General features: G+C 45.4%; 11 protein-coding genes and 1 pseudogene. 5 read left to right on the top strand and 7 right to left on the bottom strand.

All coding sequences use genetic code 11. The features are described 5' to 3' along the window. Positions 1 to 39: 39 nt before the first annotated feature. The 3 genes from CIK96_RS04270 to rlmN form a co-directional block, all read right to left on the bottom strand. Positions 40 to 1,107 carry a lysylphosphatidylglycerol synthase transmembrane domain-containing protein gene (locus tag CIK96_RS04270; protein ID WP_094433939.1) on the bottom strand — a complete coding sequence of 356 codons (1,068 nt, stop codon included), beginning with the start codon at positions 1,105 to 1,107 and terminating at the stop codon, positions 40 to 42. Beyond that, positions 1,100 to 2,230 carry a 4-hydroxythreonine-4-phosphate dehydrogenase PdxA gene (pdxA, locus tag CIK96_RS04265; RefSeq protein ID WP_094439852.1) on the bottom strand — a complete coding sequence of 377 codons (1,131 nt, stop codon included), beginning with the start codon at positions 2,228 to 2,230 and terminating at the stop codon, positions 1,100 to 1,102. Before pdxA ends, CIK96_RS04270 begins: the two co-directional genes overlap by 8 nt. A 67-nt stretch (positions 2,231 to 2,297) precedes the next feature. Then, a complete protein-coding gene (gene rlmN, locus CIK96_RS04260; protein ID WP_094439849.1) occupies positions 2,298 to 3,338 on the bottom strand; it encodes a 23S rRNA (adenine(2503)-C(2))-methyltransferase RlmN in 1,041 nt (346 codons plus the stop codon). Between the two features lie 793 nt (positions 3,339 to 4,131). Between rlmN and CIK96_RS04250 the strand changes: the two genes are divergently transcribed. The 3 genes from CIK96_RS04250 (at position 4,132) to CIK96_RS04240 (ending at position 9,971) form a co-directional block, all read left to right on the top strand. After that, a complete protein-coding gene (locus CIK96_RS04250; protein ID WP_094439845.1) occupies positions 4,132 to 7,800 on the top strand; it encodes a DUF4922 domain-containing protein in 3,669 nt (1,222 codons plus the stop codon). Continuing rightward, complete coding sequence (locus tag CIK96_RS04245) at positions 7,800 to 9,077, top strand: MFS transporter (protein WP_094433935.1); 1,278 nt, start codon at positions 7,800 to 7,802, stop codon at positions 9,075 to 9,077. The genes CIK96_RS04250 and CIK96_RS04245 overlap by 1 nt, the downstream gene beginning before the upstream one ends. A gap of 390 nt (positions 9,078 to 9,467) precedes the next feature. Next, the gene (locus tag CIK96_RS04240; protein WP_144007204.1) at positions 9,468 to 9,971 is read left to right on the top strand and encodes a hypothetical protein; all 504 of its coding nucleotides are present in this window, start codon (positions 9,468 to 9,470) and stop codon (positions 9,969 to 9,971) included. Between the two features lie 95 nt (positions 9,972 to 10,066). Here the strand turns inward: CIK96_RS04240 and epsC are convergent, their stop codons facing one another. Continuing rightward, the gene (gene epsC, locus CIK96_RS04235) at positions 10,067 to 10,975 is read right to left on the bottom strand and encodes a serine O-acetyltransferase EpsC (RefSeq protein ID WP_094391446.1); all 909 of its coding nucleotides are present in this window, start codon (positions 10,973 to 10,975) and stop codon (positions 10,067 to 10,069) included. 344 nt (positions 10,976 to 11,319) lie between these two features. Between epsC and CIK96_RS04230 the strand changes: the two genes are divergently transcribed. Next, positions 11,320 to 11,880 (top strand): M15 family metallopeptidase, encoded by a 561-nt coding sequence (locus tag CIK96_RS04230; protein ID WP_254046708.1) that lies wholly within the window; start codon positions 11,320 to 11,322, stop codon positions 11,878 to 11,880. Between the two features lie 194 nt (positions 11,881 to 12,074). On the opposite strand, the gene CIK96_RS04225 is transcribed toward CIK96_RS04230, so the two are convergent. Then, complete coding sequence (locus CIK96_RS04225; protein ID WP_254047078.1) at positions 12,075 to 13,259, bottom strand: glycoside hydrolase family 27 protein; 1,185 nt, start codon at positions 13,257 to 13,259, stop codon at positions 12,075 to 12,077. Next, complete coding sequence (locus CIK96_RS13450; protein WP_254047075.1) at positions 13,168 to 13,746, bottom strand: hypothetical protein; 579 nt, start codon at positions 13,744 to 13,746, stop codon at positions 13,168 to 13,170. The genes CIK96_RS04225 and CIK96_RS13450 overlap by 92 nt, the downstream gene beginning before the upstream one ends. Positions 13,747 to 14,168: 422 nt before the next feature. On the opposite strand from CIK96_RS13450, the gene CIK96_RS04220 reads away from it, so the two are divergent. Then, on the top strand, positions 14,169 to 14,792 hold the full coding sequence (locus tag CIK96_RS04220) for a YiiX/YebB-like N1pC/P60 family cysteine hydrolase (RefSeq protein ID WP_094439841.1): 624 nt from the start codon (positions 14,169 to 14,171) through the stop codon (positions 14,790 to 14,792). Positions 14,793 to 15,109: 317 nt separating this feature from the next. On the opposite strand, the pseudogene CIK96_RS04215 reads toward CIK96_RS04220, so the two are convergent. Further along, a pseudogene (locus CIK96_RS04215) lies at positions 15,110 to 15,312 on the bottom strand (IS1380 family transposase); the annotation flags it as partial.

Genomic DNA, 15,312 nt, shown 5'->3' with positions numbered 1-15,312 from the left:
ACTAAATAAATCTGACATTATGGCATATCTTGCTGAAAATTATCGCTCTTCTTGTGTTTTGCGGTTGATTTTTATCATCAGCAAGCCTATTCCTGTCCACACCAATTCGCGTATGCGTACGATGAGTGCCACAAAGATTCCTGCGGATGCTGTCATTCCTAGGCCGCCTGCCGACATGAGGAATCCGCCTTCGCGTCCTCCCAACTGTAAGGGTATGAAGAACAGTAGGTTGGCGAACAAACTTGTGAATGCCAGTATGAGAATACATTGCAGATAGTTGGCAGATGGCGTGATGACCAACAGTACGAAGAATATTTCCAATGCTGATGCGATGCGGCAGGCCAGCTCCAAAATGACGGCTCCTACGAAGGTGTTTTGGTTTTGGTTGTGGAGTGCGGCAATCTGCTTATCTACTTCGTGTAGTCGTTCGGCATTGCGTTCCACGAAAGGTTGTGCCCAGCGTTTTACCAAGGGGAAATGGCTTAGTAACCGCATGAGCCATACGGTGATACCGCGCTTGTAGCCTTTCAGGAAGAACCAAATGGCCAACAGGCAGAATGTGGCTATGATGGGTAATAGAATCCACATCAGCGTGGTCATGGGTTGTGTCAGTATGTAGAGTGCACATGACAACAGCCAGAACCAGAAATGGGAGAAGATATGGGTCATCGTGTGTAGTATGACTGACGAGGTGGCCCGTTCGGTTCCGATTTTTGGCTTGAGCATCATGATTTTATAGGGTTCGCCTCCCATTAGTCCACCTGGTGTGGCATAGTTGAGTGCAAAACCGCTAATGGTCACTTTATATAGCCACCAGAATGGTGTGGGTTTGCTATTCCCTGTGTTGGATGTATCTTCCGTTGTCTTTGGCAAGGGTGCTATTGCGCTGTTGTTGTTTGGGTTCTGTTCTTCTTGACTTTTGACGATAAGCCACCATGCTGCCGTATTGAACAGGTATAGGAATGCCCATAGTACGATGACTGCTACGGCCCAATATCCTGCCCGTTGCAGTCCTGCCCATGTTGCAGCAAAGTCAAGTTGTGTCACCATCAAGGCGAGCACAATGAGTCCGAAGATGAAGAATCCGTTTTGCCAGTGCTTACTCATTTATTGCTTGTTGTTTGTCGTCGGTCTTGCCTTTTGCTTTGGGAATGGCAAAGCGCACTTTCTCGCTGTCGTCGCGCTTCTCGTGGTAGAGCTTGGGTAGTGGGTTCTGCATGGGTTCGTCGTAGAACTGTCGGTTGCGGAACACGTCAATAGCGGTGTAGATGGCTTGACGGAATGAGTTCTCGTCGGCTTTGCCTTGTCCTGCAATATCGTAGGCTGTACCATGGTCGGGTGATGTGCGCACGATAGGTAGTCCTGCGGTGAAGTTCACTCCGTTGTCGAGAGCGATGGTTTTGAATGGTGCCAATCCTTGGTCGTGATACATGGCGAGGACGCCGTCGAAGTGTGAATAGGCTGCGGTTCCAAAGAATCCGTCAGCAGGGAATGGTCCGAAAGCTTGTATGCCCTTCTTCTCCAGTTCTTCAATGGCAGGGATGATGATGTCTTTCTCTTCGTTGCCCAACAGTCCGTTGTCGCCGGCATGGGGGTTGAGTGAGAGTACTGCTATGCGTGGACTGGAGATTCGGAAGTCGCGTTTCAAGCTGAGGTTGAAGATAGAGGCTTTCTCTACGATAGCTTCCTGGGTGATGGCTTCTGCTACGTTGCGTATGGGCAGATGTGTGGTGACGGGAGCCACTCTCAGGTCTTCATTCATCAGAATCATCAATGCTTTGTTTCCTTCTCCCACGCAGGTCTCGATGTATTCGGTATGTCCGGGGAAGTGGAATCCTTCACCTTGTATGGTGGCTTTGTTGATTGGTGCGGTGACGAGTACGTCATATAAGCCTGAGCGATAGTCGGTCATGGCGCGGTCGAGTGCCATTAGTGCGGCCTTTCCAGCCTCTTCTGAAGGTTGTCCGAGCTCTACTTTTACTTCGTCGTCGAAGCATGCTAATATGTTGAGCTTACCATCGCAGGCATCCTCAGCTCGTTCTATGATGTTGAAACTGGTTTCCAGATTGAGTGCTTTACGGTGGTAGGCGGCCAGTTTTGGCGAACCGTATACGATAGGGGTACAGAGTTCGAGAATGGTTGGGGTGGCAAATGTTTTGAGGATTACCTCGTATCCTATGCCGTTTGTATCTCCATGCGTGATAGCCACGCGAATCATTTTATCTTCCATTGTGTGAGTTTGTTATTGTGTAAGTCTATTAAAGTCGTTATTGTGTAAGTCGTTATTGTGTGGTTTGTTATTCTTTCTTGTTCTGGTGTGCGGTGGAGAGTAGTCCACAGGCTGCAAAGATGTCTTGTCCGCGGCTGGCGCGTATGGTGGTAAACACTCCGTGTTGTGTCAGATAGTCGCGTAGCTGTTCCATGCGAGTCTCGTTGGCTCCAGGCAACTTGACATCCGGGATTTCGTGAAAACGAATCAGGTTGACGCGACATTCCAGTCCTTTTACCAAGTTGATGATGGCTTTGGCATGTTCCATCGTGTCGTTGAGTCCACCGAAACAGATATATTCAAACGAGCAACGTCGCTGATGTGAGAAATCGTATTGTCGCAGCAGTTCTACCGTTTCTTCGATAGGCATTGCTTTCTCTGCAGGCATCAGTTGCAGGCGCTGTTCGTGGAGTGGCGAGTGCATGGATATTGCTACGTGGCAATCGCTCTCGTCGAGGTAGCGCTTCAACTTGTTTCTTACGCCCACCGAACTTACTGTGATGCGTTTTGGACTCCATTGGTATCCCCAGTCTGCGGTCATTATTTCGCATACGCGCAATATGGCATCGAGGTTGTCCATCGGTTCGCCTTGTCCCATAAACACAATGTTTGTCAGGGTTTCGGCCTCTGGCATGGCGTAAATCTGGTTGAGGATGTCTGCCACGGTGAGGTTGCCTTCCCATCCTTGCTTGCCCGTTTGGCAGAATAGGCAGTTCATCTTGCAGCCCACCTGGCATGATACACAGATTGTGGCTCGGTCGCCATCGGGTATATAAACGGTTTCAACAAACTTCCCTTCTCCACAACTGACAGGAAATAGGTATTTTACAGTACCGTCGATACTGCGTTGGCAATCTATGGGTTCCCAGGCGCCTACTTCGTATTCTTCAGCCAGCCGTATACGGTTTTGCTTCGAGATGTTGGTCATCTCGTCTATGCTTTTGGCATGTTTCTCGTAGAGCCATTGGGTTATCTGCTTAGTGGTAAATGCTGGCATTCCAAACTCAGCGACCACAGTCTTGAGTTCGGTGGGCGTCAGTCCGAGCAGTCTTTTTTTTGTTATGTCCATTCTTTCGGGTTGCATTATAGCTTGCAAAGGTATGAAAAAATGTCGAGAAAGACGAATTCTGAATTACCTTTTATATTCTTTTTACTGCTATTTTCGTATAAAGGGGGGTCTTTGCATATTCTCTTAAATGATTTATTTGTGAATTTTATAGCAGGTAACAACCATTTTTCGATGGAAGATTTGTTTTCCGGACTACAATATTTGTTGTTTCTGAAGTATAAAATTGATTGTTTATTCGCGTGCGCGAGAATAATGGCAAGAAATCACCATTTGACAACAATAATTCTGTAATCAGGCATCATGATAGTCGTTAATTTACTATGGTTTGTTCTTTGTTGGTTTTATGTGTTAAGTTATTGTGTTATAGTATGATGTACTTTTTTGTTGTCTGATAATTGCTTACTTGACGTATCTTCTTTTCGAGCGCGCGTGAAAAAAGACTTAGATGATCATGCAGTTAGGATTTGTAGGTGGATAAACATTACCCTTAATCGCTTATTAGAGTTCAACATGCTTAATATGTATCTGGGTAGTAGCTCCTATCTGACTCCCCTCCATTAGTAAGCTTTTGGGACTTACTTGGAACTTGCTTGGGACTTGCTTCGTACATGAAAAGGATAGAAATATATCCCGACGGCATCCCGAATACATCCCGAAGCCGAGCCGTAAAATGTATTTTGGGCTATGCCTTTACTTCGTTCTTTAGTTCGGAAATAAAAGAAAAACTTCGTTTCTCTTTGTATTTCTCTCGGTTTGCACTACCTTTGTAGAAAATAAATAAAAAAAAAGAAAAATGAGACAGAAAATAGACTGCTTCTTGGCTTGCCACTCACTTGCGGATATTGCCGAAAAAGTGGAACAACTACAGCAAAGCACAACAGTAAGCAATATATTTCTTTTAGTCAACGGAGACTTGGCTGAACAACAGCCACCCAAAGGATGTACACTTCTTCGTGTGGAAAACCTCACCAGTAGTGCATTGGTGAAACAAGTGGCGCAACATGCTTCCGCTCCCTATGTCATGCTAAGCGTGAAACCCAATTCTGGAACTTTAGGCAACGTCGCATTGGAACGTATGGCGCTGGCAGCAGAAGATACCGGAGCCGTTATGGTTTATAGCGACCGCTGGCAAATGGAAGAAGGTAAGCGTACCGCACATCCCGTGATCGACTATCAAGAGGGTTCTCTACGCGACGATTTCGATTTCGGTAGCATCTGGCTGTTGCGCAACGAAGCCTTGCAACAATATATGACCGATGGACCTTCTGCCGACTATCAATGGGCAGGACTCTATGACTTGCGATTGGCATTGAGCCGACAAGGACTCTTGTTCCACCTCAACGAATATCTCTATACCGAAGACGAAAGCGATTTGCGAGCATCAGGTGTCAAGCAGTTTGACTATGTCAATCCTGCCAACCGCGAGGTGCAGATAGAGATGGAACGCGCCTGCACAGCACATCTGCGTGCAGTCAACGCCATGGTGGATACTACACAATACGAAGATATCGACTTCCAAGAACAGGAATTTGAGGTTGAAGCCTCGGTCGTTATCCCGGTTTTCAATCGTGCCAAGACCATCTGCGATGCTGTGAAGAGTGCATTGGCACAGAAAGCCGACTTCAATTTCAATGTGATTGTGGTGGACAACCATTCGACCGACGGTACAGGACAACTCCTGGCGGATATGGCAAAGGCCGATAAACGCCTCGTGGTCATCACTCCAAAACGTCATGATCTCGGTATTGGCGGATGCTGGAACGAAGCAATCAACAGCCAATGGTGTGGACGCTTTGCCGTACAGCTCGATAGCGACGACCTCTATTCGTCACCCGCTACGCTGAAAACTATCGTAGAAGCATTCTATAAGCAGAAGGCAGCCATGGTGATTGGTTCCTATCGCATGTGCGACTTTGAACTCAACACCTTACCGCCAGGACTTATCGATCATCACGAATGGACTGACGAAAACGGACCAAACAATGCACTCCGCATCAATGGACTCGGTGCGCCACGCGCCTTCTTTACCCCATTGCTCCGACAGGTGCAGTTCCCCAATACCTCGTATGGCGAAGACTATGCTCTCGGCTTGATGTTCTCGCGCCACTTCCGTATCGGACGTATCTTCACCGAACTGTATCTCTGCCGCCGTTGGGGGGGCAACTCAGACGCAGCACTATCTGTAGAGAAAATCAACGCCAACAATCTCTATAAAGACCGTCTGCGCACCATGGAATTGAAAGCACGCCAGCGGATGAACCAAGGACTGCACGACAGGATGGAGCAGTCTGCTCTGATGCGCTTCTTCAACCGACAAATGGCCGTGTGGGATGAAGTGTGCCAACGCTATCGCGAACTGACAAGAGTAGAGACTCGCGAACTGTTGGCCGACAATCTCTCGCTCCAAGTGCAATGGAATCCAGCGCGCATCCGATCTACAGGAGCGAAGATTGATGCTAAATCGTTGGCAGAAAGACCTTGCTTCCTCTGTCAGAAGAACAGACCCAAAGAACAGATGCACCATACAATCGATGGCGATTACGAACTCTTAGTCAATCCGTTCCCCATCCTCCCCATCCATTTCACACTACCTACCTTGCGCCATCAGCGACAAGCCATCCTGCCTATGTACGATGAACTGCTCCACCTGGTGTGCCAGCATCGTGATTTTACCTTATTATATAATGGACCGAAATGTGGTGCATCGGCACCTGATCATGCCCATCTGCAAGCCATCTGTAGCGGTAAGTTGCCGTTGCAACGTTCATGGCAACGACTCAGTCGCAGCTTGATAGAAGTGGTGAGCGATGGTGAAGAGGGCATCTGGCAGATACCCGAATATCCCGCAGCTGCATTCCTCGTGCGCAGCCATTGCGAAGAGCGAGGCTGCCAGTTGTTCCGTCGCTTGTATGACAGTTTGCCGATGCAGGCAGACGACACCGAACCGATGATGAATATCATAGCATGGAAACAAGGTGACGCAATCCTCTCTGTCGTATTGCCACGCAGAAAACATCGCCCAGACTGCTATACTGCAACAGGCGAACAACAATACATCATCAGTCCGGGTGCCGTAGATATGGGGGGACTCATCATCACACCACGTGAGGAAGACTTCCGTAAACTGACTCCAGAAAAGGCATCAGCCATCCTGCAGGAAGTGACTCTCACCCCCGATGAGGTGGCAGAAGCCATCCGCAAGATGAAAGAGGCAAGAGTCTCTACATCAACACAGAAGGAACACGGCGTACAGCCTGATGTCACCGTGGGAATTGTAAGCGGACAGAAAATCGCCTTTGCTCTCAACGCACCATATATGGCAAAAGGAGAACTCATAAAAGGCGAACAGGTAGTGGAATTTTCTGAAGGCGGAATCCTATGGCGAGGCATGCAATATCGCGAACTGACCTTCACACCACAAACCCCAACAGCGTCGTTCTCGCTCCATGATGTGACCATCGGTGTTAATTTCCATTGGGAACGAAAAGAGACACAGGTATTCCTCGGCACACTACGCCTTGTGGTCGAATCTGATAAGATAACAGCCATCAACCAACTGCCTGTGGAACGCTATCTGGCCAGCGTCATCTCCAGCGAGATGAAGGCAACGGCTGGTGTGGAACTGCTGAAAGCTCATGCCGTTATCTCCCGGTCATGGCTCTTGGCGCAGATGCGCAGACGGGAGGAAGCAGGACAACGCAAAGATGGTTTCTTCTCGTTTGTCAAGAAAGACGATGAACTCATCCGCTGGTACGACCGCGAAGACCATACCATCTTCGATGTTTGTGCCGACGACCATTGCCAACGCTATCAAGGCATCACCAAACAAACCAGTCCGGCTGTAGAACAAGCCTTGCAAGCCACACGAGGACAAATCCTATGTTATGGCGATGAAATATGTGACGCACGATTCTCGAAATGTTGCGGTGGAGTGACCGAGGAATTTCAGTATTGTTGGGAAGATACTCCGAAACCATATCTCGTTTCAGTAGAAGACCCCTTCTGCAACACCAACGATAAGGCCGTACTGGAACAAGTACTCAACGACTACGATCAAGAGACCAACGATTTCTATCGCTGGACCGTGGAGTATTCTACAGAGAAACTCTCCCAACTGGTCAGCGAGAAACTCAAAGAAGACTTCGGCACCATTACCGACCTCATTCCTTTAGAGCGAGGCAAGAGTGGACGTATATGGAAACTCAAAATAGTGGGTACGAAGAAAACCTTCACTATCGGTAAGGAACTTGAGATACGTCGGGCCCTCAGCGAGAGCCATCTCTATAGTTCTGCCTTCGATGTAGAGAAAACTGAAACAGGCTTCCGACTGCATGGACGCGGTTGGGGACACGGCGTCGGACTCTGTCAGATAGGAGCCGCCGTCATGGGACAACAAGGATATAAATACGATGAAATACTGCTTCACTACTATCGTGGAGCCGAAATTAAAAAGATATACTGATGTTACACAACAAACGAATGTCGCCGTGGACATGGGTTCCATCGCTCTATTTTGCCGAGGGAGTGCCTTATGTGGCTGTGATGACCATCTCACTCATCATGTACAAACGTCTCGGCTTGTCAAATGCCGATATCACACTCTACACTTCATGGCTCTATCTGCCATGGGTCATCAAACCGCTCTGGAGCCCGTTCGTGGATATACTCCGATCCAAACGCTGGTGGATAGTGGCGATGCAACTGCTCATCGGGGCAGCCTTGGCTGGTGTGGCGTTTACCATACCAGGTCCATGGTGGTTGCAAGGGTCGCTATGTTTCTTTTGGTTGATGGCGTTCGGTAGTGCTACCCACGATATTGCTGCCGACGGTTTCTATATGCTCGGTCTTGACCAACACGAACAGGCATTCTTTGTAGGAATCCGCTCCACCTTCTATCGCATAGCCACTATTGTGGCATCAGGACTGTTGGTAGGTCTTGCCGGTGTGTTACAGGTCCTCACTCGTAGTATTACCTATGCATGGAGTCTGGTATTTTATTTCATGGCAGGACTCTTCATCGCCTTATGGCTCTACCATAGTTGGGTATTACCACGCCCCAGCGAGGATAGCGATAAAGTGCGTCGTACTATGCGCCAGATAGCAGATGAGTTTGTGGCCACAGTGGTGACATTTTTTAGAAAACCGCAGATGTGGGTGGCTATCTGCTTCATGCTATTCTATCGTATGCCTGAAGGACTGTTGGCTAAGGTGTCGGCATTGTTCCTTGTTGACTCCGTACGCAATGGCGGACTCGGTCTTTCCGATGTGGAATACGGATTAGTGCAGGGCACAGTAGGAATCATCGGACTGACCCTCGGTGGAATACTCGGTGGAGTAGTGGCAAGTCGTGACGGATTGAAACGATGGCTCTGGCCTATGGTAATGGCGATCACGTTGCCCGACCTTGTCTATGTCTATCTCTCCTATGCCTTACCCTCCAATCTGTTGATCATTGATATATGCGTCTTTGTTGAGCAGTTTGGCTATGGATTCGGCTTTTCTGCCTATATGCTATACCTTATTTATTATAGCCGTGGTGACCATAAAACCTCCCATTATGCGCTGTGTACTGCCTTCATGGCTCTGTCGATGATGATACCGGGCATGTTTGCTGGAGCCCTGCAAGAGGCTGTGGGCTATCCTGTGTTCTTCCTCATCGTGATAGGGACTTGTTCGCTAACTTATATCGTGACGTGGTTTTTGAATGTTGATCCCGAATTTGGTAAGAAACAATCCTAATTCGTAAGAATACTAAAAAGAATAGAAAGCGGCAGGATTTCCCAATCGTGCCGCTTCTTTATTGATTGTGTTAATAATGGAAAAGAAATTTTGAAGTGGTACTCGTACAGCCACTTCATGCTTATCATTTGCAAAGATAGCAAAATTTAATCAAATACCCATGAAGAAAATTGTGAAAAAATCTATTCTATGATATTTATCATAAATCGACTAATAGATTCTTGTAGGACTCTATCTCTAAAATCGTGTTTCTGCGTTGAAGGGCAATAAGGGTTAAATATATTTTTCTACAGAAGAATAGGGGTTTCCCTATAGAAAAAAGGGAAATATGTTTTGTATTTCTCTCGATTTGCACTACCTTTGTTTCCAGAAACTAAACGATATATGATTATGAAACAAACATTGACTTACACCCTGATGGCCATCTGCACCATGTTTGTGATGACCAGTTGCGATTCGGATACCGATTTGGCATACGACCTCGATGGCGTATGGAGTGGAACACTTTCAAGCGAGTTTTATGACTATCGCTATGGTCAGCACATGACTGATACCTACGAAACAGAGATAACCTTTGTACAGGAAGGAGACTTCTCACGTGGTGGTACGGGGTATGAAATTGACTACAACCTCAACACAGGACGCAGTAGTCAGACTTATTTTGATTGGACGGTAAGAGGTGGCAAAATATATATTGACTACGATGATAATACAACCGTGGTAGTTCGCGACTATGATATCTACACTGTGGGTAGAACCCCACACTTCCGTGGATATTTCGACGATTACTATGATGGTTCAACACTCGCCGCTTTCAATCTGGTAAAGGTGACAAGAACAAGAGCTGCCGGAGACAGACAGTTTATCATGGTACCGAAAGATGAATTTAAATAATATCGTTATATAAGAGAAAAAGGAAAGAGGACCCAAACAGGCCCTCTTTCCTTTTTCTCAGTCTTTATCCGACCTCAGTCTAATCCAAGAGGAATTTATATCCCCAATCCACCATTGAATGATACATCGACCGCCCTCGACTGTTGAATGCGTGAATGGGGTGGAACATCGTGTGTAACCCAGATGTTACCGCCTATCACACTATCGTGGCCAATAGTGATGCGTCCAAGTATCGAAGCATTGGAATATACTGTCACATGGTCTTCTATAATCGGGTGGCGTGGAACGTTAAGCACATTACCCTGCTCGTCGTATTTGAAACTCTTTGCACCAAGCGTAACACCCTGATAGAGCGTGACATGATGGCCGATAATACAGGTTTCGCCAATCACAACACCAGTGCCATGGTCAATAGCAAAATACTCTCCTATGGTAGCGCCGGGGTGTATGTCGATACCAGTCTTGGAGTGTGCTTGTTCGGTGATGATACGCGGTATGACGGGAATATTCTTCACGTGGAGGGCGTGGGCAATGCGATAGTGGGTCATGGCATTGACCACTGGATAACAGAAGATTACCTCACCGTAGGTTTCTGCGGCAGGATCGTTGTCGAACATGGCTTCCACATCGGTATAGAGCAGACGCTTCAGCTCTGGCAGTTCATCAATAAATTCTAAAGTCAGCGTCTCGGCTTTGCGTTGCACTTCCTCTTCACCCATCTGCTTGCAGAACTGTAGTCCACGGGCAATCTGTTCCTTCAACTCTTTGTATAGGTCTTCCATCTTTACACCGATATAATAGGAACGGATTTCCTCCTGTGGTTGTCGTTGGTAGAAATAGTCGCTGAAAATGATGCTTTTCACTAACGTCACAATGTTGCGCACACTCTCTACAGAGGGCAGGGGAGCGTTACCTTTCGGCATCATACTGTCTTCTTTCTCCGAATGTCGTGAGAGGATGCTGACATTCTTTAGCAGTATCTCATTAATGTTATCATTTGTCATTATTGTGCTGTATTTTGTTTTCAAAAGTGAATATTTCTTGCCGTTTTTATTTCATTTTATCTGCAAAGGTAAGCATTTCTCATCAAATATGTGCATAATACTCCTTTTATATTGCATTTTCTCTCAGCCTTAGTTGCTACAAAAATTGGTGTTTTTCTTATTTGATCGTTGCCTTTGACCTGCGGTCCAAGGTAGGCTGCACCTAACCTTTTGGTTTCCTTTCTCCTTGAAAGGCATAGTTCAAGCGAGCTTGACTCTGCACTTTCTTCGTTTGTCAGTTCGGAAATAAAAGAAAAACTTTGTTTCTCTTTGTATTTCTCTCGGTATGCACTACCTTTGTAGCGATGAAGCGAGAAATACTAATTATTATGGTATGGTGCTTGACACTACTGACAACTTCTGCACAACCGGCAGGGGTGAGACTCGATACGCTTCAAGTGAAACATATCGATGGGCAAGGAGTGACACATACAGGAACAATTGTTTGTAATCATACAATAACAGATGACCTGCGTGAGATATTTGCAGAACTATACCGACAACGATATCCCATAGAACGCATTCGCCCTATCTCAGACTATGATAACGACGATGAACAATCCATGCGGGCCAATAATACTTCGTGTTATTGCTATCGCAAAGTGGCAGGAAGTAAAACACTCTCTAAACATGCGCGAGGATTAGCTATCGACATCAATCCTCTCTACAATCCATGCGTGCGACGCCGCAAAGATGGAACGCTCTATATACAACCTTCTACTGCCCGCAGATATGCAGACCGTCGGGCTTCCTTTCCCTATAAGATAACAGAACACGATCTATGCTATCGTCTGTTTCGTCAACATGGTTTTGTCTGGGGAGGACATTGGCGTACTGTGAAAGACTATCAACACTTCGAGAAATAGTCATGTTTTGCTATCTTAGGAGTTGCTTATCTTTCTATCATTTGCATAAGGTGATGCCGTAATCAACATTTTTTATGGAAATCACTATGAATATGATGTTTCTTTGTCTTATTCTTAATTACTAAAATATAGTACCATTGTTATCTGGTAAAAATGAGACGGAGAGTGCCTTCTATTTGCCAGAAAGTAATAACTTATTTTATTAAACGATATGATACAACGTCACGAGATTTTACAGTAATCTTACGGACAATTTTGTTTTTTAAATTTGTTTTGCCCTCCATCTTATGTGTCCAAAGGTTATAGACTTTATATATGTTCGTATTGAAAGCTGTGCTCATTTTACTCACTTGCGAATCAATAAAATTGAAATCTTGCCAATTTAGTTCACACACAATGTTATTCTGTGTGGGATTAAGAATGGTGAAAGCCCAATCGCCACCAGCCAAAGGCTTAAACCAGAATTGTAGTCCATCACGGTCGCAATAGTGCAGACCTTGAATGCCAAGTGTGTCTTGATTGATTGCTATCATCTCCTTGTTCATAATAATATTGCGAGTAGCCTCACTCATGTTGCGTAGGTCGTTTCCAAGTATCAGTGGACTGGCCATCATACACCACATGGTAAAGTGGGCACGATCCTCGTTTTCTGTCATACCATTGCCCACCTCCAGCATGTCGGGGTCGTTCCAGTATCCCTTGCCTGCATACTGACGCAATGAGTCGTTGAATTGGATGCACTGCATCACACCAAACTGGGTGTAGCCTGGGAATACACGCAAAGAATCGAAATGACACCATATATCGGGTGTGGTACGCCATGAATGGCCAATCTCACGAGCCCATTTCCAAGGTTGACTATTGCCCCATTCGCACATACTTAGGAAAATAGGACGACCAGCAGAACGGAGAGCGTCGCTAATGAGTTGATATGCTCCTTGGGGATTCACATTGGTGGTATTACACCAGTCGTATTTCAGATAGTCCACTCCCCAACGGGCATATTGGATAGCATCTTGATATTCGTGTCCGAGTGATCCTGGTCTGCCTGCACAGGTTGCAGAGCCTGCATCACTATAGATGCCAAGTTTAAGCCCTTTGCTGTGAACATAGTCGGCCACGGCCTTTATGCCGTTTGGAAACTTTATCGGGTCGGCCTGAATAAACCCGTCGGCATCACGTTTCCCATGCCAACAATCATCGATATTGATATAGGTATAACCCGCATCGCGTAGCCCTGTTTCTACCATCACATCAGCGATGCCCTTGATGATGTCCTCAGAGATATTACCTTGAAACTTGTTCCATGTGCTCCATCCCATTTGAGGGGTGTCTGCCAAATGTTCCCACTTCTGTGCCTTGCAAGGCATTGTCATCATGGTAAGTATGCCAATGATGACGATAAATTTGTTTGATAATTTCATAATAATATAATATTTGTTTGTTTAAGTTTCTAAAAAAAAACTGTTTTTGTTTCACTTTACTTGTGGGTAAGAATGTTACGGCTACAGCTCCTCCCTTTGGGATGTTTTTGAGTGATGTCGTTTTCACAACTCTGGGGTGTTTGCCTGTGACGCGTTCAATATCATCGGCCAGCATATTTGCGGTAATATTTACGACTTTATACTCTTTAGTATCGGTATATATCACAGCTTCGCTTAAAGGGAAATAATCTTGTATTCTGGCCTCTGAAACGGCTGGCATGCTCTTTTTGACAGGTAGATTTGTTGTCACGTTTAGGTGGTTGCTGATGTGTGGTAGTGCTTGATTAACTGGTGGCATGTGGGAAGTCCCAGGTGTTTGGGCATCCGATGGCATGACAACGATGATAATCAATAGTAATAAGACAAACAGTTTTAGTTTCATACGTGATGAAGATTATATATATTGACTACAAAGTTAAGAAAAAAAAACAAGAACTACAAGCAAATACCATTATCTATGCTAAAAAAATATATATGTGCCCAAAGCCGCAGTTGTTGTATATAAAACGCTGAGGGGGAGAAGCAATATGCAGACAAAATTGTTGATTGCTAATTTAGCGATGAGATTATTTGAAATTATTGCTGGCTACTAGAACTTTTGCAAACAACATATATTGGGGCAGATACTTCTCACGAGGTATCAGTCCTTTGGTTTATCTTTGTTTTTGTTAGAAATAATAATATCATGAGCGAAGATAGTCATTTTACTGGACAACAATAAAAAAAACATCATTTCATTTGCTGAATTCAAAATAAAATCCTACTTTTGTTGCTTGTCAAAATGTGGGTAAAGTAGAAATCATAATGAATAAGATGAAAAATATGACAGTTGTTGTGTGCTTAGCTATGTGTCTTGGTACACGAGGACAAAATGAGATAAACGTTAAAAGCCTGGCAGAAGGGGACTTGCTCTTCTGTGTGGCAGAAAACGGTAATAACATTACCGATGTGACAACAGGACTTGATGGAAAACAAATAGATCATGTGGCGATTTTCCATAAAGACAAGGGGGCGGCATTTGCACTTGAGGCGATACACCAAGGGGTGTGTCTCACTCCAATAGATAGTTTTAAGGCAAGGCGACAGACTGTGGTGGTGGCGCAGCTCAAAGATACTACTGGTGTGGCACGCTCGGTGGAACGGGCTATGCAGTTTATCGGTACACCATACGACTTCAATTTTATGCCGTCAGATAGTGCGATGTATTGTAGCGAACTGGTGCAAAAATGCTATAGGACACCGCATGGTGAACTGGTGTTTAATCCCATCCCCATGTCGTTTCATGACAAGACGGGAAAAGTGACTGCCTATTGGAAGGAGTATTATGGTCGCCAGGGTTTGGAAGTTCCGGAAGGAAAGCCTGGAAGTAATCCGGGCAACTTGTCGAGAAGTGAAAAGATTGTTGTTCGGGGGAAACTGCGACAATAGCCAGTTGATATCAAATTGCTCCATAATTGAAAAGATTCCAAAAAACATTAAATTATAGTGTTGCGGAAATTAGGTATAATTAATCAATAAGACACCTATGTTACATATAATAAACAAAATCAAAGAAAAGCCAAAATTCTTATTTATCCTAAAATCCGCAACTATCATCCAATACACGATTAAGGGTAGATTTATGAGTCGTTAGTAGCAGCTTTCAGTAAAAAGCAACAGCACAACATCAATATGTAGCCACCATCCCCTTACCCCACGATGCGACTTGAGGTAATACGCAGATTCAAACCGGAAAGAAAGGATTCTTATCCGAATTCTGTTTTGAAGGGTTTTGCATAAGCTCGGTTCTCTGTGTAGATATTCAGCACGTATTGCCTTGCAGTCATGATCCACTTGGCAGGTACGGAGATGAATCTGAAGACAAAAGCCTTTATGCGACTCGTTTTCTTGAGCCCAAAAGCCTTGGTGTCAAGCCTGCTCATGATGGTCTTGTAGAAATTGTGTATCA

The sequence above is a fragment of the Prevotella sp. P4-98 genome (genome assembly GCF_002251405.1).
In the GTDB taxonomy this organism is placed as follows: Bacteria; Bacteroidota; Bacteroidia; order Bacteroidales; family Bacteroidaceae; genus Prevotella.
Note: the sequence above shows the minus strand (reverse complement) of the source record. Positions and strands in the feature narration are given on the sequence as shown.